This is a genomic window from Bradyrhizobium sp. CCBAU 53340, assembly GCF_015291645.1.
Taxonomy (GTDB): domain Bacteria; phylum Pseudomonadota; class Alphaproteobacteria; order Rhizobiales; family Xanthobacteraceae; genus Bradyrhizobium.
The window spans coordinates 5,659,703-5,678,536 of the sequence record NZ_CP030055.1 but is presented as its reverse complement, the minus strand read 5'-3'; the positions used below and the strand labels follow the sequence as shown (position 1 = coordinate 5,678,536).

Genomic DNA, 18,834 nt, shown 5'->3' with positions numbered 1-18,834 from the left:
CCGCAGCGATAGAACCCGATGGGCCGCGGCGTACTGGATGCCCCGGTCAAGCCGGGGCATGACAGCGGTGGTTGCGGCTGAATCAGTTCGGCATCCGATGCATCGCACAGATCTTGTTGCCGTCGAGATCGCGCAAATAGGCGAGGTAGAGCTTGACGCCCGAACCCTCGCGCATGCCGGGCGGATCCTCGATCGGCTTTCCTCCGGCCGCGATGCCGGCCGCATGCCAGGCCTCGACCTGCTCGGGCGAATTGGCAGCAAAGCCGATGGTGCCGCCGTTCGCACACGTTGCCGGCTCGCCGTTGATCGGCTTCGACACCGAGAACACGCCGGTCTTGGTGATGTAGAAGATGCGGTGGCCATCGACCCGCGCCGGCCGCACTTCGAGCGTGCTCAGCAGGCTGTCGTAGAAGGCCTTGGCCTTGTCGAGGTCGTTGGTGCCAATCATGACGTGCGAGAACATCGTTTGCCCCTTCCTGTTCTGATTACCAGACTTAAAACGCGGTATAGCCGCCGTCGATCACGAACGTATCCGCTGTGTGATACGACGACGCCTTGCTCATCAGGTACACGGCAATGCCGCCGAAATCGGATGCCTCGCCGAAGCGCCGCATCGGAATCCGCGGCATCACGTTGGCGACGAACTTTTCATTGCCCATCAGACCCGCCGTCATGTCGCTCTTGATCCAGCCGGGCAGGATCGCATTCGCGGTGACGCCGTGGCGGGCGAGCTCGACGCCGAGCGCGCGTACCAGAGCGTTGATGGCGGCCTTGGTTGCGGCGTAATGCTCGTTGCGCGCGGTGCCGAAGATCGAAGCGAGGCTCGAAGTTGCGACCAGCCGGCCGAAGGGATCGCCGGCATTGGCGCGATCGGTCATGTGCTTGGCGGCCGCTTGGAAGGCGTGGAACACGCCGTCGAGATTGGTCGCAAACATTGTGTGCCATTCCGCCTCGGTGCGCTCGATGAAGGACCTGCGGCCACCGCCGCCGATACCGGCATTGGCGAAGCAGCCATCGACCCGGCCGAAAACGTCGAGCGTTGCCTTCATAGCTGCATTCACGGAAGCGGGATCGGTGACGTCGCAGACGCGGGTGTCGACCTTGCCTGATAGCCCCGCCATGCTCGCGGCAGCAGCCTTGTTCTTGTCAGCATTGCGGCCCCAGATCGAGACATTGCAGCCCTGGCCGACGAGCGCCTGCGCGATGCCGAGCCCGATGCCGCCATTGCCGCCGGTGATCACGGCAACGCGGCCGGTGAGGTCGAAAAGGTTCATGGCGCGTTTCCTGTTCTTGGCACGGGGCTCATCAGCCGCTGCGCACAAGATTGCTTGCTATGCTCCGATCACCATGGACAAGACCGCGCCAAAAATCAAATATGCGCCCCGGCAAAACGAATTCCGGTCTGCGAAATTGATGCAGGCTGCAACTGACGAGGAAACCATGCAGTTCAAACACGTCACGCTCGATCTCGATGGTTCGGTTGCGATCCTCAAGCTCGACCATCAGGAGGTGATGAACGCGGTCTCCGTGGATATGCTGGGTGGGCTCGCCGAGGCGCTCGATGCGATCGAGGAGAGGAAGGATGAAGTGCGCTGTGTCGTGCTGACGGGCGCGGGGCGCGCGTTCTGCACCGGTGCGAATCTGCAAGGGCGAAACAACCAGTCGAAGAAGACCAAGGCCGGCCTGACGCTGGAGACTGGCTTTCATCCCTTCCTGCGCCGTATCCGCAATCTGCACTGTCCCATCATCACGGCGGTGAACGGACCGGCGGCAGGCGCCGGCATGAGCTTCGCGCTGCTCGGCGACATGATCCTGTGCGCGCGTTCGTCCTATTTCCTGCAAGCCTTCCGCCGCATCGGCCTTGTGCCGGATTGCGGCTCGACCTGGCTGTTGCCGCGTCTGATCGGCAAGGCGCGCTCGATCGAGCTGTCGCTCATGGGCGAGCGGCTGCCGGCGGAGAAGGCGCTGGAATGGGGCCTCGTCAACCGCGTGTATGACGATGGCGTGCTGATGGAAGAAGCGATGAAGCTTGCGCGTGAGCTGGCCAGCGGCCCGACGGTGGCGCTGTCGCTGATCCGCAAGCTCTATTGGGATAGCCCCGAAAACTCCTTCGAGGACCAGCTCAATCTCGAATTCCAGTGCCAGCTCCGCGCCGGCGACACGCAAGATTTCCGGGAGGGCGTCGGTGCGTTCCTGGAAAAGCGGCCCGCACAGTTCAAAGGCAAATGATCGAGGCAGAGCTTTCCCGCAGCGTCCAGCGCTGGTGTCCCGGCGCGACCGGCGTCACCGGCGCGGCAAAGCTGTCGGGCGGCGCCAGCCAGGAGACCTGGCGTTTCGATATCACCCATCCCGACGGCCTGATCGGCGCGATCCTGCGCCGCTCGCCGAAGGGGTATGGCGCAGCGCCGACGCGCGCAGCGGGTCTCGCAGCTGAAGCGCAGCTGATGCAGCTCGCCTACGAGGCGGGCGTGCCGTCACCGCGGGTGCTGCATGTGCTGACGCCGGACGAGGATCTTGGCATCGGCTTCATCATGCAGCGGGTCGAGGGCGAAACCATCGCCCGCAAGATTCTTCGCGATGACGAATTCGCGGCGGCGCGACCGCTTCTCGCACGGCAGATCGGTGGCGTGCTTGCCGAGTTGCACAAGCTGCCTCAGGACAAATTGCCCGTGTTGCGCAGCAGGTCGGCGACACAGGAGATCGCCGAGTTCGACCGCGACTATCGCAGCCTGAATTGGCCAAAGCCCGTATTCGAGCTGGCGCTGCGCTGGCTGCGCGACCACGATCCCGGGCCGTCGACTGAAGTGACGCTGGTGCATGGCGATTTCCGCAACGGCAATCTCATCATCGGCGCCGACGGCGTCCGTGCCGTGCTGGACTGGGAGCTCGCTCATCTCGGCGATCCCATGGAGGATCTCGGGTGGGTCTGCGTCAACTCCTGGCGCTTTGGCGAGATCGACAAGCCCGTCGGCGGCTTTGGTTCGCGCGAGGAGCTGTTCGCGGGCTATGAGGCGGCGGGGCGGAAGGTCGATCCGGCACGCGTCAAATTCTGGGAAGTGATGGGCACGCTGCGCTGGGGCATCATGTGTGGCGGCATGATGCAGCGTTTTCGCGAAGGGCCTGATCATTCCATGGAGCGTGCGATGATCGGTCGTCGCGCGTCCGAGACCGAGATTGATCTGTTGCGGCTGATCGCGCCGCGCGGGAGTTGACCATGCAGGACGAACCGACGCCGATCGAGCTGACCAAGGCAGTCGCCGATTTCCTCCGCAACGACATCACGCCGCTGATCTCGGGCCATCAATCGTTCAAGCTGCGGGTGGCGATCAACATCCTCGATCTCGTGACGCGCCAGCTGACACAGGAGGAGGGGAGTGATGCGAGAGAAGTAGAGCGGTTGCGTGCGCTGCTCGGCATGGACGGTTCGGTGACCGAGCTCAACCGCACGCTCGCCGATCGTATAACCAAGGGTGAGGTGGATCTCACAACGCCCGGCCTTGCAGAGCATTTATGGGCGACCACGATGGACAAGCTCGCCGTCGATCAGCCGAACTACGCCTCTTACAAGCGGGAGCTGGGGCGAGACGGGTAGGGACGTCTTACTCCATATTCGCTGTCATCGCCCGCGAAGGCGGGCGATCCAGCACTCCGAGACGGCTGTGGTTTGATCGAGAAGCCGCGGCGTACTGGATGCCCCGCCTTCGCGGGGCATGACGGCTGAGATCTCGAGGCAGGCGTGCCCCGAAAATGGCGCGCCCTACTTCCCCACCCATTTCGGCGGCCGCTTCTCCGAGAACGCCTTCGGGCCCTCGATATAGTCCTGCGAGGCGACCATCGCCTTCACCGCGGGATATTCCCGTTGCTCCTCGATCGCCTGCTCCAGCGAAACGCCGAGCCCTTTCTGGATCGCCTGCTTCGAGGCGCGGATCGACATCGGCGAGTTCTTGGTAATCATCTCTGCCCAGCGCAGCGCGCCGGCGAGTGCCTCGCCCTGCGGCACCACCTCGTTGACGAAGCCGAGCTCTTGGCCCTCCTTGGCGCTGACATGGCGTGCGGTGAGGATCATGCCCATGGCGCGCTTGAGACCGATCTGGCGCGGCAGGCGGTGCAGGCCGCCGGCGAGCGCAGCAAGACCGACGCGCGGTTCGGGCAAGGCGAAGGTCGCATTCTCGGAGGCAATGATGAGATCGCAGGCCAGCGCAATTTCAAAGCCGCCGCCCATGGCAACGCCATTCACCGCGGCAACGATCGGCTTGTCGCAGTCGAAGCGCGCGGTAAGGCCGGCAAAGCCGCCTTTGTCCCAGCCGCGCTTGCCGCCCGCCGCCTGCCACTTCAGATCATTGCCGGCACAGAACGCCTTGTCGCCGGCGCCTGTAACGATTGCGACCCATTGCTCGGGATCGGCAGCGAAATCATCAAACACCTTTTGCAACTCGAAATGCGCGTCGGTGTGCAGCGCGTTGTAGACTTCGGGCCGCGACAGCGTGACGACCGTGATCGGCCCTTTGCGTTCCACCTTTGAGAATTTCAGCTCCATCGCGCGCTCCCGCATTTTCTCCCCAGGGACTATTGCCGTCATACTACCGCGCGCCGGCGTCACGGCACCATCGAATTGCGCGGGTGCGCCTTGCGCCTCTCACGCGCCTCGGCTTGCTTGACTTGCGCGTGCTCTTCTCACCTTAATCGAGCCAAGCAAGAATGCGCCTAGCGCCTTAACGCAAAACGATAAGATCAATCCGGGAGAGAACCTGTGGATTTCTCATTGCCTGCCGACCTCGTCGCCTATCTCGGAGAACTCGATCGCTTCATTGAGCGCAAGATCAAGCCGCTGGAGGAGGCCGACGACAACATCCGCTTCTTCGATCATCGCCGCGAATGGGCGCGCACCGATTTCGAGAACGGCGGCCTGCCGCGTCATGAATGGGAAGCGCTGCTGCGCAAGGCCAAGGATCTCGCGGACGCCGCCGGTCATCTGCGCTTTCCGGTGCCCAAGCAATATGGCGGCAAGGACGGCTCCAACCTCTGGATGGCCGTGATCCGCGAGCATTTTGCCGCAAAGGGGCTCGGCCTGCACAACGACCTGCAGAACGAGCACTCGATCGTCGGCAATTTCCCCGTCGTCACCATGCTCGACCGCTACGGCCGTGACGACCAGAAGGCGATGATCGACGGCTCGATCAAGGGCAAGTACCGCATCACCTTTGGCCTCACCGAGCCGCATCACGGCTCGGACGCGACCCACATGGAGACGCGTGCGGTGCCTGCTGTCAGAGACAACGTCAAGGGCTGGATCATCAACGGCGAGAAGATGTGGACCACAGGCATGCATGTGGCAACGCATTGCGCGCTGTTCGCGCGTACCTCGGGCAATGACGGCGATGCCCGCGGTATCACCTGCTTCCTGGTGCCGGCCAAGAGCCACGGCGTGAAGGTTGAAGAGTATATGTGGACCTTCAACATGCCGACCGACCATCCGCGCGTCAGCTTCACCGACGTGTTCGTGCCCGAGGATGCCCAGTTTGGCGAGGTCGGCCGCGGCCTGTCGCTGGCGCAGTGCTTTGTCCATCAGAACCGCATCCGCCAGGCCGCGAGCTCGCTCGGCGCCGCCGTCTATTGCATCAACGAGAGCGTCAAATACGCTCGCGAGCGAAAGCCGTTCGGCAGGGCGCTCGCCGAGAACCAGGCGATCCAGTTCCCGCTGGTGGAGCTCGCGACGCAAGCCGAGATGCTGCGTCTGTTGATCCGCAAGACCGCCTGGGAGATGGACCAGCTCACCGAGGAGCAGATCGAGCGCACGCTCTCCGACCGCGTCTCGATGTGCAACTACTGGGCAAACCGCCTCTGCTGCGAATCCGCCGACCGCGCCATGCAGGTCCATGGTGGCATGGGCTACTCACGCCACAAGCCATTCGAGCACATCTACCGCCACCACCGCCGCTATCGCATCACCGAAGGCAGCGAGGAGATCCAGATGCGCAAGGTTGCGGGGTTCCTGTTTGGATATATGGGGCCGGGGAAGCATTAGGCTTGCGCCGCGCTCTCTCTCCCCGAGTGGTCCCGGCGAAGGCCGGGACCCATCACCCCAGGGAGGAGTCGTTGCGCGAGATGGCAACTCCGAATTTTCGCCAAACTCAATCTTGTGGCTATGGGTCCCGGCCTTCGCCGGGACGACGACGCGGATAGAGCGGAATCAATTCACCCGCCGATCCTTCCCCGCCCAATACGGCTCGCGCAACTGCCGCCGCAGAATCTTGCCGCTCGGATTGCGCGGCAGCGCCGGCAAGAACTCCACGCTCTTCGGCGTCTTATAGCCGGCAATACGCTCGCGGGTGAAGTTGATGATGTCGGTGGCGCTCGCCTGTTTGCCGGGCTTCATCACCACGACGGCCTTCACCGCCTCGCCCCATTTATCGTCGGGCACGCCGATCACGGCAGCTTCGGCGACGTCGGGGTGATCGCACAGCGCGCTCTCGACTTCGGCGGGGTAGATGTTCTCACCGCCGGAGATGATCATGTCCTTGATGCGGTCGTGGATATACAGATAGCCGTCCTCGTCCATGAAGCCGGCATCACCGGTGCGCAGCCAGCCATCGCCGCGCAGCGTCGCGGCGGTCGCTTCGGGCAAATTCCAGTAACCCGCCATATTGGAGCCCGAGCGCGTCGCGATCTCGCCGACCTGGCGCGGCGGCAGCGGTTTGCCGTCCACATCCAAAATCGCGAGCTCGACGCCCGGCAGCGCCTTGCCGGCCGAGCGCATCCGCTCCAGCCCCTCGACATGATCCTCGGGCGGCAGCGCGACGATGGTGCCCGTTGTCTCGGTCATGCCGTACATCTGCACGAAGCCGCATTTGAAGACCTCGATGCATTCCTTCAGCAGCGCCGCTGGAATCGGCGAGGCGCCGTACAGCATGTATTTCAGCCGGGAGAAATCGACCGTCTTCGCGCGCGGCTGCCGCACCACGAATTGCATCGCCGCCGGCACCATGAACAGCTTTGTGATGCCCGACTGCTCGAAGAAATCCAGCACCTTGGTCGGATCGAACTCGCGCGCGATGACGCCGCGAGCACCGTGATAAAGCCCCATCACGCCCCAGCCGGAGCCGCCGATATGGAAGATCGGCATTGCCACCAGCGAGACGTCATCGGTCGACCACCGGTTCCACTCCGGCTTGTCCTCGGCATTGCCCGTTTGCACGAGGTTGAGGAAGCTCGCGTGGCTCAGCATCGCGCCCTTCGGCTTGCCCGTCGTGCCCGACGTGTAGAGCTGGATCGCGATGTCCTTGGTGTCAACCGGCACTCTGGGATCGTCGTCGCTCTGCGCATCGCGCCAGGCCGCAAAATCCTGCCACTCCGGGGCGCCGCCTTCGGTCGTGATGATGGTGCGCACGCCGGGCAGCCGGTCCCTGATCTGGCGAGCGAGCGTGATGAATTCCGGTCCGACGAACAGCACCGGCGCCCCGCAATCCGAAACGATAAAGGCGACCTCGGGCCCGGCGAGCCGCCAGTTCACCGGCGCCATCACCACGCCGGCCTTCATCGCGCCCATCAGCAGCTCGAAATAGAGGTCGCTGTTCTTGCCGAGATAGGCGATGCGGTCGCCTTTCGTCACGCCCATCGCGAAGAGCGCGTTGGCGACCTTGTTGGTCTTGACGTCGAACTCGGCAAAGCTGGTGACGCGGCCCTCGAACTCGAAAGCGATCGCGTTGCCGCGGCTCGCCGCGCGCTCGCGCACCATGTCGGCGAGATCAGCCAATGGCTGTGTGGACATGTCTCTCCCGTAGCGTTTTGTTTTTGTGCGGTGGAGTGTGGCGTCATCCGTGGGCGAAGACAAGATAGAGGAGGGGCGCGAGCGTTTCACGAATGTCGTCCCGGCGAAAAGCCGGGACCCATAACCACTAAACGCAATTTAGCGAAGACTGATCATTGCCAGTCTTCGCCAAATCCAATTCGGTGGCTATGGGTCCCGGCTTTCGCCGGGACGACGATCGAGTGCGGAGCAGCTTCCGTTGCAAAGAGATCACCCCCGCTTCGCCCGGTCCTTCTCGTTCTGCGCCATGATGCTCTCGCGCGCGGTCTTCCAGTCGTCGTCGCTCCAGTCGCGGAGCTGGTAGAAATTGCCGCCCATGGCGAGCGCCTGCGCGCCGTCCATGGCGATGGTCTCGCCATTGATCCAGTCACAGCCGCCGGAGATCAGGAACACCGCGAGGTTCTGCAATTCCTCCATGGTGCCGACGCGGCCCATCGGGTTCATCGCCTTGGTGCGCGCGCCGGCCTCATCGCCCGGCTTGATGCGCTTGCTCATGCCCTCGGTCGGGATCTCACCCGGCGCGATGGTGTTGAGGCGGATGCCGTGGCGGCCCCATTCGGTCGCGAGCGACATCGTCATGGCGTGGATTGCAGACTTGCTCATCGCCGACGGCACGACGTAGGGCGAGCCGTTGCGCACCCAGGTCACGGTGATCGAGACGACGTTGCCCGGCTGCTTCAAGGCGATCCAGCGCTTGCCGACAGCCTGTGTCACATAGAACGTGCCGTGCATGACGATGTTGGCGACGGCATCGAAGCCACGTGGCGACAGCTCCTCCGTGCGCGAGATGAAATTGCCGGCCGCGTTGTTGATGAGATCGGTCAGCGGCGCGTCGCGAAAGATGGTCTCGATCATTTCCTCGACGGCGAGCGCGTTGCGAATGTCGACGCCGTGGCTGGTGACCCGGCCGCCATACTCACCCATCAGCTCAATCGCGGTCTCGTCGCAAACGATCTTGCGTCGTCCGCAGATGTGAACCTCGGCGCCAAGCTGGAGGAAGCGCGCCGCCATCGATTTGCCGAGCCCGGTGCCGCCGCCGGTCACGAGAATGCTCCGCCCAGCCAGAAGATTTTCCTTGAACATGGCTGTTTCTCCCGTACGTATCGTCAGTTAATTGGTCGATTGACTAAATCCGGCCGTCAGCTTTCTGTAAAGCGGCACCGAACAAGAACAGGGAGAATTGATCCATGGAAGAGCGCGTCTCGATCTCGATCTCGGAAGGCGTCGCCGACGTGCGTTTGGTGCGCGCCGACAAGATGAATGCGCTCGATCAAGCCATGTTCGAGGCCCTTGTCGCGGCGACCGAGCGGCTTTCGAAGGAAAAAGGCGTGCGCGTCGTCGTACTGTCGGGCGAGGGCCGCGCTTTCTGCGCCGGTCTCGACATGGGGCGTTTTGCCGCCATGAAGGAGAAGGGCGGCAACGGAATTCCGGGTGGCGAAAATCGCGATCTGACCAAGCGTACGCATGGCCAGGCGAATTTTCCGCAACAGGCGGTGTGGGGCTGGCGCCAGCTTCCTGTTCCGGTGATTGCGGCCGTGCACGGCGTTGCCTTCGGCGGCGGCTTCCAGCTCTCGCTGGGCGCCGATATGCGCTTCCTGAGCCCCGATGCGCGGATGTCGATCATGGAAATCAAATGGGGCCTTGTGCCTGACATGGCGGGCACGCCGATCCTGGCCTCGCTCGTGCGTGACGACATCCTGCGCGATCTGACCTACACGGGGCGCATCTTCTCCGCGCAGGAGGCGATGGCTTACGGCCTCGCCACCCGCATCTGCGATGATCCGCGCGCTGCGGCGCTCGAAGTCGCGCGCGAGATCGCCGGCAAGAGCCCCGATGCGATCCGCGCCGCGAAGCGACTGCTGAACAATCTCTCGCTCGATCCGGGGCCCGCGCTGCTTGCCGAGTCGGTCGAGCAGCAGAAGCTGATCGGCAGCCCGAACCAGACCGAAGCGGTGCGCTCCAATCTGGAGAAGCGCGCGGCGAACTATGTGGATTGAGGCTCTCCGTCATGGCCGGGCTTGTCCCGGCCATCCACGTTCTTGATCCAGGCGGCGAAGCAAGAACGTGGATCACCGGGACAAGCCCGGTGATGACGAATAACTAAGCCCGTCGCTGAACAACAAAGAAGAACAAAAAATGAGTGAAACGTCCAACTTCCTCGGCATCGTCTCCGGCGAGCGCCGCCGGGCCCATACCGATGTCGCCGCCCGCGCCGATCGCATCGCGTCAGGTCTCGCCAAGATCGGTGTCAAGCAGGGGGATTGCGTCTGCATGCTGATGCGCAACGATATCGCCTTTCTCGAGGCGGCCTACGCCGCGATGCGGCTCGGCGCCTATGGCGTGCCGATCAACTGGCACTTCAAGCCGGAGGAGATCAATTACATCCTTGGCGACACCGGCACCTCCGTACTGATCGGCCATGCCGACATGCTGCATGACTTGCGCGATGCGATCCCCAACGGCGTCACCGTGCTCAGCGTGCCGACGCCGCCGGAGATCCTGAAGACCTACAAGATCGATCTCGATCGCCTCAAGGCGCCGGACTTCGCGATCGACTTCGAATCCTGGCTCGCGCAATTCGAGCCCTATGACGGCCCGGTCGTGCCGCAGCCGATGAACATGATCTACACGTCAGGCACCACTGGCCATCCCAAGGGCGTCCGCCGCAATGCGCCGACGCCGGACCAGCAGGCCGCCGGCGAGCGCATGCGGGCGATGATCTATGGCCTCAAGCCCGGTGCCCGCGCGCTGCTGCCGGGGCCGCTCTATCATTCCGCGCCGAATTCGTTCGGCATCCGCGCGGGAAAACTCGGCGGCGCCCTGGTCTTGATGCCACGCTTCGAGGCGGAGGAGTTTCTGGAGTTGATCGCGCGGTACAAAATCGACACCATCTTCATGGTGCCGACCATGTTCATCCGCCTGATGAAGCTGCCGGAGGAGGTCCGCAAAAAGTACGATGTCTCCTCGCTCCGCCACATCATCCATGCTGCAGCGCCATGCCCGGCGGACGTCAAGCGCGCCATGATCGAATGGTGGGGGCCGGTGATCTATGAATTCTACGGCTCGACCGAATCGAGTGCCGTGACGTTCGCGACCTCAGAGGACGCGCTGAAGAAGCCGGGTACGGTCGGCAAGATCTCACCCGGCGCCGAGCTGCGCTTCATCGGCGACGACGGCCGTGTGCTCGGCGTCGGGGAAATCGGCGAGATCTATTCCCGCATGGCCGGGGTGGCTGATTTCACCTACCACAACAAGCCGGAGAAGCGCGCCGAGATCGACCGCGATGGCTTCATCACCTCGGGTGATGTCGGCTATATCGACGAAGACGGCTACGTCTTCATCTGCGACCGCAAGCGCGACATGGTGATCTCGGGCGGCGTCAACATCTATCCGGCCGAGATCGAGTCGGTCCTGCACGCCATATCAGGCGTGCATGATTGCGCCGTGTTCGGCATCCCCGATGCCGAATTCGGCGAGGCGCTGATGGCGGTAGTGGAGCCGCAGGCAGGCATCACGCTGGATGCAGCTGGTATCCGTGCGCGGCTGAAGAACTCGCTCGCCGATTACAAGGTGCCGAAGCATATCGAGATCCGCACCGGATTGCCGCGCGAAGATTCGGGAAAAATCTTCAAGCGCCGCCTGCGCGATCCCTATTGGGAACAGGCGGGGCGCAAGATCTGACGGACTGTTGTCTGGATTGCCTTGTGCCTTTCGGGGACACTGGAAATGCCAATGTCACACGCAGGAGTAGCAATCATCGATCGGCTCGGCTAGGTTGCGGTCCCGTTTCCTGCCGCTTGCGATCGCCGATGTCCTCATACCGTGCCAGTCCCGGCTTCTTCGAAGTCCCCCATGCCGCTGTCTACGCGCTGATGACGATAACCGTCCTCGCGTCGGGATTTTGCTTTATCCAGGCGGGAGGCCCCGCAGCGCCGGCGGAGATGCTCTATCGCTACGGCGGCATGTATTCGAACGCCATCGTGCGGCATGAATATTGGCGCCTGGTCGCCTATGGCTTCCTGCACGTCAATTTCGTCCATCTCACCATGAACATGTTGTGCCTCGTGCTGTGGGGTGGGCATCTGGAGCGGCGGGTCGGACCGGCCTACTTCCTCATCATCTATCTCTGCGCAATGGTGTTCGGCGCGATCATCGGCAACGGCATCCACGCCACGCCCTATTTGACGGTCGGCGCGTCCGGTGCGACGTCGGGCATCCTGGGCGCGCTGCTCTGCCTGTGGATCCTCGGCAAGCTCGACGTCAGGTTCGACTTCTTCGCGATCAATATCGGATTGAACATTGCGTTTGCGCTCGGCAATTCGCGGATCGACTGGGGCGTCCATCTCGGCGGGTTTGCGGCCGGGTTGATCGCCTGCGCGGTGCTCGATCTCGTCGAGAAGACCAATCCTTACGTGCTCCGCTGCAAGTTTCCGGAAGCCGTGAAGGTCAATCTGACGCTGCTTGCCGGCGTTGCTGCGTTCTGGGCCTGGAGCGGTCAGGCCCAGGCCATCGCCGCCGCAGTTTCCGGCTGGGGCCTGGCCATCGTAATTGTGGTCGCAGCTTGTGCCGTCGTGAAGATGGTTGATCTTGCGCTCTCCATGACCAAGGGTCTCGCGATCGTCGTGACGGTGCTGGCCGCAGCGAACGCGGCCGCGGTGATGCTTTTGGGCTGGGCTCTGGGAACTTATTGCGCGCCGCGCTGGCCGACCGGATCCGTTCCACTCGATAATCTTCTCGTCATATTCTGTCCCAATCCTGTTCTCATCTCGGGGCTATCGGCGATCGGCGTTGCTGCGCTGACGCTTTGGCTCTGCGCGAAGGAGATTTCGCGCGGAATCGAGGATGTCGGATTTGTCGGCACATCGCTGCGGGCTGAACGCAACAGGCGTCATGGACTATGAGCGCGGAGGTCGTGCTATAAGAGGGCTCATCAATCCTCCGGATCATCCCATGTCCCCAGTTTCCATCCTGCTTAACATCATCTGGATTCTCATCGGCGGTGCCTGGATGGCATTCGGCTGGCTGGTGGCCTCACTCATCATGGCCATCACCATCATCGGCCTGCCTTGGGCCCGGGCGGCGTTCAACATCGCCATCTACACATTGCTGCCGTTCGGCTCGCGCGCGGTGAGCCGCGAGGAGGTCACCGGCATGAGCGATGTCGGCACCGGCCCGCTTGGGGTGATGGGCAACATCATCTGGCTCATGCTGGCCGGCTGGTGGCTGGCGCTCGGCCACCTGCTGACGGCGGTGCTCTTTGCGATCACCATCATCGGCATCCCCTTCGCATGGGCCCACCTGAAGCTTGCGGGCATCGCGCTCTGGCCGATCGGCAAGGTGATCGTGCCGGCTTAGGCTCCGTTGGGAGGCTTCAGCTTTCCGGGGGCAGAGCGGAGGTTGCCTCGCTTGATCTTCATTGGCGCATGTGACCCGAAGCTGATCTATTTCCGCCCGGCTGATGCAGCCTTGGAGAATAGCGACACCCGAATCTTCCAAGCAATTCTGACGGCCGGATTTCGGTAGGCGGCCTTCCACGCACGGTCTGTTATAGATCGCCTGTTAGCCCGAAGCAGAAGTGGTATTCGATGCTGAGCTATCGCGTTGATCCGATGTGGGGCCAGCCTTGTTCGGCCTACCACCTCCAATATCGATTTACCGATGCCGCCCTTCGGCATATTTCGGCCATGCAGGACAAGTTGGACAACGCTGTGGGGGGCCTGCGGCGTGTTCCGCAGCCGGCCATCCACTTGACTGTGATAACTCTTCTACATTGGCGGATGGGACTCGAAGCGGATGAGGCGTGGGCGCGAAATCGAGAGGGATGGGCTCGTGGTCTTTTGCAAGTTTGCGCATCGACCCAACCCGTGTCGCTGAGCCTCAATACGGTCAAGGCGCTCGATACGGCGATCGTGCTGATGACGGCAAGCTGCGGGAGCCTTCAAACACTTCGGAGAATGATCGTTAGCGAGTTGGCGTTGCCCAGAGCGGTGAGCGTGCCAAACATCGCGCACACCTCGCTCTTCAGGTACGGAACTCTGGACGTCGCCGAACACGGGCGTCCCGACTCTCTTGTCAGCGCCAGCGCGCTCGACATCCGGATTTCGGAAATCTTGCTTGTGCGCGAGACCAGGTACCCGTCGCTGGAGTCCGAGATATTGGCGCGCTTTCGCCTTGCGGCGTGCTGATAAGGGTAAAGTCCCTTAGTCTATTTGATCCATGGATTTACTAAATGAACGAAGCCATTATTCGATCTGCCACGCAAGACGATCTTCCTATGGTGTTGAAACTTTATCAGCACCTCCATCCGCATGAGCCTCCACCGGAGGCGGCCAGAGCTAATCAGGTTTGGATGACTTTGCTTGCATCTGGCTTCATGACGGTGATCGTGGCCCAAACGGCAGAGTTGCTTGTATCTTCGTGCACTCTTGCAATCGTGCCTAACCTTTCTCGGGGCGGTAGATCGTACGGGGTGATCGAGAATGTGGTCACTCACGCTGAGTATCGTAAGCTGGGACTTGGCCGACGGGTTCTCGCTCACGCACTCGATATTGCCGCGCGGGCCGATTGTTACAAAGTCCATTTGGCGACAGGCTCGAAGCGGGAGGCGACCCTGCGCTTCTACGAGGGCGCCGGCTTTCAACGCGGGGGAAAAACCTACTTCGAGGTGCGCAGCCGAAACTGGCCAGTCAACTCAGCCGCCGATGCACCGAGCGAGGAAGATTCGTGATTCGGCCCTGGACGCTATTGTCGAGCGAAATCGCCTTTAATGGTACAGGCTGCGGCGAGACACCGTTAGATTGCCTGATGGGCGCGTTGTTGACGACTACTTTGTCTCTGAAAGGGCCAATGTGGCTCTTGCGGTGCCGCTCACCGCAGAGGGTAAATTTGTCCTCGTTCGGTAATACAAGCATGGCGTGCAGTCAATCACGTTGGAATCTCCGGCTGGTACCTTCCAGTCGGAATCGCCGGAGATGGCAGCAGCGCGGGAGCTTGAAGAAGAGACAGGCTATTGGTCGAGCAGTATCGAGAGCTTAGGAACCTGCTTTGACGATTCCAGCAAGAATACAAATCTCGTGCATATCTTCCTCGCGAGCGGTTGCGTGCTGGGAGGAAAGCAATGTCTTGACGAGCTGGAAACTGCGTCAGGCCTCGAAGTAGTCCAGCTGTCGCAGCAGGACTTAGTTGAAGCGCTCGAAAGCGGAGAAATAAAATCCATGTCTTCAGTTGCCGCCGGCTACAAGGCGCTGCGGGCGATAGGAGCGTAATGCACGAGGGTTGGCCTGATTTCCATTCGTCCGTTTCGCCGGCTGTCGGTGGCAAAACCAGAATGCAGGGCGCGTGCTTTTCTCGGGTTGCGGCTTGTGCAGTCGATGAGGACATCCCTTGCCATGCTAGGCACGGCCAGGCGATGCCGCACACGCCATGTCTCGCGATACGCGACCGGCAAATCACACTACATGCAGGTCAATGACCGGGTGCCAAATATTCTGATTGACCGAATTTATCGTTTCGGGTAAACCGCAAGACATCCCAGCCCGCCAAAGGGGCGTTTCGCGATCGTCACGACACGTAGGCCGGGATGCGATGGACGCGGCAGCGCCGGCGCGTGACGGGATGGCAGGGCGGGCGAAACCGTGAGCCATCGCGATCCGCGGGATCGACACGGTGCGGTCACAGCGTTTCTTTCGGCCCCCGGGAGCGAGCACGCGCGAGCTTCCGGACGTCTGGGAGGGACGTCCGCGGACGGCAAAAGCGTGTGGTCCTGGCGCCCGGAGTCTGTGCGTCAAGGCTTGCGGTGGTGAAGCGGCCCGACCGGGCGCGCGCATCGATCATCCGCAAGGCGACGGGGGCAATAGTGCATCGCTCCCCGGGGAGAGCGCGCCATAAGCCGTAAAACCATTGCGCAGGGAAGGCCGGGATGTCCCGGCATCACCTGTGGTCACCCCCGCGTGCGTTTTCCGCGTGCGGACCTTGGGTGCCAGCCGGCGCCCGGCCTTCCCTGCGCCCTTTCTTCTCGACGAGGGCGAAACGGACAGCAAAGCTCGGGCGCCCGCGCCGCGAGACCGAGGACGCATATCCGCCCATGACCGGCGATGTTACCGCGCCGCCACCAAGTTCATCTTGCACTGCGGTAGAAAAATATCGCACACTCTGCGGGACCGAGGAGCCGTTGGGAGCTCGAACAGGGGAGCGAGCCATGTCCCTCCAGACCGTATCTGACGCCAGCGATCAACGCGCCAACCGGCCTGAGGACATCCAGGCTCTGGAGGCGGACGCCCGGCTGCGCGACGACATCCGACTGCTCGGGCGCATCCTGGGCGACACGGTGCGCGACCAGGAGGGGGCCGACGTGTTCGACCTGGTCGAGCGTATCAGGCAGACCTCGATCCGGTTCCACCGCGACGAGGACAGGCTGGCCCGCCGCGAGCTCGAGCAGATCCTCGACAGCATGTCGACCTCGGAAACGGTGCGGATCGTCCGCGCCTTCAGCTATTTCTCCCACCTCGCCAACATCGCCGAGGACCAGAACAACATCCGCCAGATGCGCGCCGGAAAGGGCGGCGGCTCCGGCGTCCTGGTGGAAACGCTCGCCAAGGCCAGGGTCGCGGGAATCGGCGCTGATGCGCTGCGTAATTTCTTCAGGAGCGCGCTTGTCAGCCCGGTGCTGACGGCGCACCCGACCGAAGTCCGCCGCAAGAGCACCATGGACCGCGAGATGGAGGTCGCGGCATTGCTCGACCGTCGCGAGCGGGTTGCCTTGACCGCCGAGGAGGCCGCGGCCAGCGACGAGCAGCTCCGCCGCGAGGTGCTGACGCTGTGGCAGACCAATCTCTTGCGCCGGACCAAGCTCACCGTGCTCGACGAGGTCGCCAACGGCCTGTCGTTCTATGATTACACTTTCCTGCGCGAGGTGCCGCGGCTGGTCAACGTGCTGGAAGACCAGCTGGAGGAGGGCGGCGAGCAGGCCGCCAGCGAGCTCGCCTCGTTCCTGCGCATGGGAAGCTGGATCGGCGGTGACCGCGACGGCAACCCCTTCGTCACCGCCGACGTGATGCGCGGCACGTTGCGGCTGCAGTCGAGCCGGGTGATGCAGTTCTATCTCAACGAGCTTCACGTGCTCGGCTCCGAGCTGTCGATCGCAGCGCATCTCGCCGACGTCTCGGAAGAGCTGCGCACGCTGGCGGAGCGCTCGCCGGATACCTCGCCGCACCGGAGCGGCGAGCCTTATCGCCTTGCGGTCTCCGGCATCTATGCGCGCCTCACGGCCACGGCCGAAAAGCTCGAGGTCGAGATCACGCGCCGGCCGGTCGGCAAGGGCGCGCCTTACGAGAGCGTCAAGGAGTTCCAGGCCGATCTCGACGTGCTGCACCGCTCGCTGATCTCCAACAATGCCCGCGTCATCGCCCGTGGCCGGCTGCGGTTGCTGCGGCGGGCGGTCGATTGCTTCGGCTTCCATCTGGCTCGGCTCGACATCCGCCAGAACTCGGCAGTGCATGAGCGCACCGTCGCGGAGCTGATGGACGCCGCCAACCCCGGCATGTCCTATCTCGCGCTCGGTGAGGACGCGCGCATTTCGCTGCTCACCAACGAGTTGCGCTCGACGCGTGCGCTGGTGTCGCCCTTCGTCAAATACAGCGACGAGACCATGGGCGAGCTCAACGTCTTCCATGCCGCCGCGGAAGCGCATGCGATGTTCGGCTCGGACGCCATTCCCCAGTGCATCATCTCGATGTGCAAGGGCATGTCCGACATGCTCGAGGTCGCGGTGCTGCTGAAGGAGGTCGGTCTCGTCCATCCCTCCGGGCGCAGCGCCATCAACATCGTGCCGCTGTTCGAGACCATCGAGGATCTACAGGCGTCATCGGGCATCATGGATCGCATGCTGTCGCTGCACGATTACCGCCGCCTGGTCGACAGCCGCGGCAGCGTGCAGGAGGTCATGCTCGGCTATTCGGACTCGAACAAGGATGGCGGCTTCGTCACCTCGGGCTGGGAGCTCTACAAGGCCGAGATCGGCCTCGTCGGCGTGTTCGAGCGCCACCATGTGCGGCTGCGCCTGTTCCACGGCCGCGGCGGTTCGGTCGGTCGTGGCGGCGGCCCGAGCTATGACGCCATCGTCGCGCAGCCGGGCGGGGCGGTGAACGGTCAGATCCGCATCACCGAGCAGGGCGAGATCATCTCGTCGAAATATTCCAACGCCGAAGTCGGCCGCAACAATCTCGAAATCCTGGCCGCTGCGACGCTGGATGCGAGCCTGTTGCAGCCGAGCCAGAGCGCGCCGCGCCGCGAATATCTGACGGCGATGGACGAATTGTCGAACCTCGCTTTCAAGGCCTATCGCGGCCTTGTCTACGAGACCGATGGCTTTGTCGATTATTTCTGGTCCTCGACCGTCATCAACGAGATCGCGACGCTCAACATCGGCAGCCGGCCGGCCTCGCGCAAGAAGACCCGCGCCATCGAGGATCTTCGCGCGATTCCCTGGGTGTTCTCCTGGGCGCAGTGTCGTCTGATGCTGCCGGGCTGGTACGGCTTCGGCAGCGCGGTCGAGCAATGGATCGCGGAGCATCCCGACAAGGGCATGCCGTTCCTGAAAGAGCTCTACAAGGAATGGCCGTTCTTCCGCATGCTGCTGTCGAACATGGACATGGTGCTGGCGAAAAGCTCGATCGCGATCGCTTCGCGCTATGCCGAGCTGGTGCCGGATGAGGCCCTGCGCGAAAAAATCTTCGGCCGCATCCGCCGCGAATGGCATTCCTGCATCGAGACGTTGCTCGACATCATGGGACAGGACCGCCTGCTGCAGGGCAATCCGCTACTGGAGCGCTCCGTGCGCCACCGCTTCCCCTATCTCGATCCGCTCAACCACGTGCAGGTCGAGCTGCTCCGAGAGCATCGCGCGCAGAACCCTGACGAGCAGGTGCTGCGCGGGATTCAGCTGACGATCAACGGCATCTCGGCGGGGTTGCGGAATACGGGGTAAGGGCTGCGAAAGCGCGGCACACTCAGTCGTCATGCCCGGGCTT

General features: G+C 62.9%; 17 protein-coding genes. 12 read left to right on the top strand and 5 right to left on the bottom strand.

The genetic code is table 11. The features are described from left to right. Positions 1–82: 82 nt before the first annotated feature. Complete coding sequence (locus XH89_RS26830) at positions 83–463, bottom strand: VOC family protein (RefSeq protein ID WP_194463376.1); 381 nt, start codon at positions 461–463, stop codon at positions 83–85. Between the two features lie 31 nt (positions 464–494). Further along, positions 495–1,274, bottom strand: coding sequence for an SDR family NAD(P)-dependent oxidoreductase (locus XH89_RS26825; RefSeq protein WP_194463375.1), 780 nt, complete (start codon positions 1,272–1,274; stop codon positions 495–497). Between the two features lie 166 nt (positions 1,275–1,440). Here XH89_RS26825 and XH89_RS26820 point away from each other — a divergent pair, with 166 nt between their 5' ends. Genes XH89_RS26820 through XH89_RS26810 form a run of 3 tightly spaced genes read left to right on the top strand, consistent with a single transcriptional unit; the run spans position 1,441 to position 3,592 of the window. Beyond that, on the top strand, positions 1,441–2,229 hold the full coding sequence (locus tag XH89_RS26820) for an enoyl-CoA hydratase/isomerase (RefSeq protein WP_194463374.1): 789 nt from the start codon (positions 1,441–1,443) through the stop codon (positions 2,227–2,229). Further along, on the top strand, positions 2,226–3,212 hold the full coding sequence (locus XH89_RS26815; protein WP_194463373.1) for a phosphotransferase family protein: 987 nt from the start codon (positions 2,226–2,228) through the stop codon (positions 3,210–3,212). Before XH89_RS26820 ends, XH89_RS26815 begins: the two co-directional genes overlap by 4 nt. Before the next feature lie 2 nt (positions 3,213–3,214). Beyond that, positions 3,215–3,592: a DUF6285 domain-containing protein gene (locus XH89_RS26810; RefSeq protein WP_194463372.1), complete on the top strand. Its 378-nt coding sequence runs from the start codon at positions 3,215–3,217 to the stop codon at positions 3,590–3,592. Between the two features lie 165 nt (positions 3,593–3,757). On the opposite strand, the gene XH89_RS26805 is transcribed toward XH89_RS26810, so the two are convergent. Next, complete coding sequence (locus tag XH89_RS26805) at positions 3,758–4,537, bottom strand: enoyl-CoA hydratase-related protein (protein ID WP_194463371.1); 780 nt, start codon at positions 4,535–4,537, stop codon at positions 3,758–3,760. A gap of 213 nt (positions 4,538–4,750) precedes the next feature. Here XH89_RS26805 and XH89_RS26800 point away from each other — a divergent pair, with 213 nt between their 5' ends. Beyond that, on the top strand, positions 4,751–6,025 hold the full coding sequence (locus XH89_RS26800; RefSeq protein ID WP_194463370.1) for an acyl-CoA dehydrogenase family protein: 1,275 nt from the start codon (positions 4,751–4,753) through the stop codon (positions 6,023–6,025). A gap of 165 nt (positions 6,026–6,190) precedes the next feature. Here the strand turns inward: XH89_RS26800 and XH89_RS26795 are convergent, their stop codons facing one another. Beyond that, entirely contained in the window at positions 6,191–7,768 is a 1,578-nt protein-coding gene (locus XH89_RS26795; protein ID WP_194463369.1) for a fatty acid--CoA ligase, read from the bottom strand. A 249-nt stretch (positions 7,769–8,017) separates the two neighbouring features. Next, positions 8,018–8,890 carry an SDR family oxidoreductase gene (locus XH89_RS26790; RefSeq protein WP_194463368.1) on the bottom strand — a complete coding sequence of 291 codons (873 nt, stop codon included), beginning with the start codon at positions 8,888–8,890 and terminating at the stop codon, positions 8,018–8,020. 104 nt (positions 8,891–8,994) lie between these two features. On the opposite strand from XH89_RS26790, the gene XH89_RS26785 reads away from it, so the two are divergent. From XH89_RS26785 to ppc, 8 genes are all read left to right on the top strand, one after another. Next, positions 8,995–9,804 (top strand): crotonase/enoyl-CoA hydratase family protein, encoded by an 810-nt coding sequence (locus tag XH89_RS26785; protein WP_194463367.1) that lies wholly within the window; start codon positions 8,995–8,997, stop codon positions 9,802–9,804. Between the two features lie 139 nt (positions 9,805–9,943). Further along, positions 9,944–11,488, top strand: coding sequence for an acyl-CoA synthetase (locus XH89_RS26780; RefSeq protein WP_194463366.1), 1,545 nt, complete (start codon positions 9,944–9,946; stop codon positions 11,486–11,488). Positions 11,489–11,616: 128 nt separating this feature from the next. Continuing rightward, positions 11,617–12,708 (top strand): rhomboid family intramembrane serine protease, encoded by a 1,092-nt coding sequence (locus tag XH89_RS26775; protein ID WP_194463365.1) that lies wholly within the window; start codon positions 11,617–11,619, stop codon positions 12,706–12,708. Positions 12,709–12,757: 49 nt separating this feature from the next. Continuing rightward, entirely contained in the window at positions 12,758–13,162 is a 405-nt protein-coding gene (locus tag XH89_RS26770; protein WP_194463364.1) for a YccF domain-containing protein, read from the top strand. A 230-nt stretch (positions 13,163–13,392) separates the two neighbouring features. After that, complete coding sequence (locus XH89_RS26765) at positions 13,393–13,992, top strand: hypothetical protein (RefSeq protein ID WP_194463363.1); 600 nt, start codon at positions 13,393–13,395, stop codon at positions 13,990–13,992. Between the two features lie 44 nt (positions 13,993–14,036). Further along, on the top strand, positions 14,037–14,534 hold the full coding sequence (locus XH89_RS26760) for a GNAT family N-acetyltransferase (protein WP_194463362.1): 498 nt from the start codon (positions 14,037–14,039) through the stop codon (positions 14,532–14,534). 187 nt (positions 14,535–14,721) lie between these two features. Next, positions 14,722–15,072: an NUDIX hydrolase gene (locus tag XH89_RS26755; RefSeq protein WP_210345228.1), complete on the top strand. Its 351-nt coding sequence runs from the start codon at positions 14,722–14,724 to the stop codon at positions 15,070–15,072. A gap of 932 nt (positions 15,073–16,004) precedes the next feature. Then, positions 16,005–18,791, top strand: a complete 2,787-nt coding sequence (gene ppc, locus XH89_RS26750; protein ID WP_194463360.1) for a phosphoenolpyruvate carboxylase — start codon at positions 16,005–16,007, stop codon at positions 18,789–18,791. Positions 18,792–18,834: the final 43 nt, after the last annotated feature.

What these genes read in the sequence shown, in the direction of transcription:
- XH89_RS26805 (WP_194463371.1), bottom strand. Translation starts at nt 4,537, where the DNA reads ATGGAGCTGAAATTCTCAAAGGTGGAACGCAAAGGGCCGATCACGGTC.
- XH89_RS26795 (WP_194463369.1), bottom strand. Translation starts at nt 7,768, where the DNA reads ATGTCCACACAGCCATTGGCTGATCTCGCCGACATGGTGCGCGAGCGC.
- XH89_RS26780 (WP_194463366.1), top strand. Translation starts at nt 9,944, where the DNA reads ATGAGTGAAACGTCCAACTTCCTCGGCATCGTCTCCGGCGAGCGCCGC.
- XH89_RS26810 (WP_194463372.1), top strand. Translation starts at nt 3,215, where the DNA reads ATGCAGGACGAACCGACGCCGATCGAGCTGACCAAGGCAGTCGCCGAT.
- XH89_RS26765 (WP_194463363.1), top strand. Translation starts at nt 13,393, where the DNA reads ATGCTGAGCTATCGCGTTGATCCGATGTGGGGCCAGCCTTGTTCGGCC.
- XH89_RS26815 (WP_194463373.1), top strand. Translation starts at nt 2,226, where the DNA reads ATGATCGAGGCAGAGCTTTCCCGCAGCGTCCAGCGCTGGTGTCCCGGC.
- XH89_RS26770 (WP_194463364.1), top strand. Translation starts at nt 12,758, where the DNA reads ATGTCCCCAGTTTCCATCCTGCTTAACATCATCTGGATTCTCATCGGC.
- XH89_RS26760 (WP_194463362.1), top strand. Translation starts at nt 14,037, where the DNA reads ATGAACGAAGCCATTATTCGATCTGCCACGCAAGACGATCTTCCTATG.
- XH89_RS26830 (WP_194463376.1), bottom strand. Translation starts at nt 463, where the DNA reads ATGTTCTCGCACGTCATGATTGGCACCAACGACCTCGACAAGGCCAAG.
- XH89_RS26785 (WP_194463367.1), top strand. Translation starts at nt 8,995, where the DNA reads ATGGAAGAGCGCGTCTCGATCTCGATCTCGGAAGGCGTCGCCGACGTG.
- XH89_RS26825 (WP_194463375.1), bottom strand. Translation starts at nt 1,274, where the DNA reads ATGAACCTTTTCGACCTCACCGGCCGCGTTGCCGTGATCACCGGCGGC.
- ppc (WP_194463360.1), top strand. Translation starts at nt 16,005, where the DNA reads ATGTCCCTCCAGACCGTATCTGACGCCAGCGATCAACGCGCCAACCGG.
- XH89_RS26790 (WP_194463368.1), bottom strand. Translation starts at nt 8,890, where the DNA reads ATGTTCAAGGAAAATCTTCTGGCTGGGCGGAGCATTCTCGTGACCGGC.
- XH89_RS26820 (WP_194463374.1), top strand. Translation starts at nt 1,441, where the DNA reads ATGCAGTTCAAACACGTCACGCTCGATCTCGATGGTTCGGTTGCGATC.
- XH89_RS26775 (WP_194463365.1), top strand. Translation starts at nt 11,617, where the DNA reads ATGTCCTCATACCGTGCCAGTCCCGGCTTCTTCGAAGTCCCCCATGCC.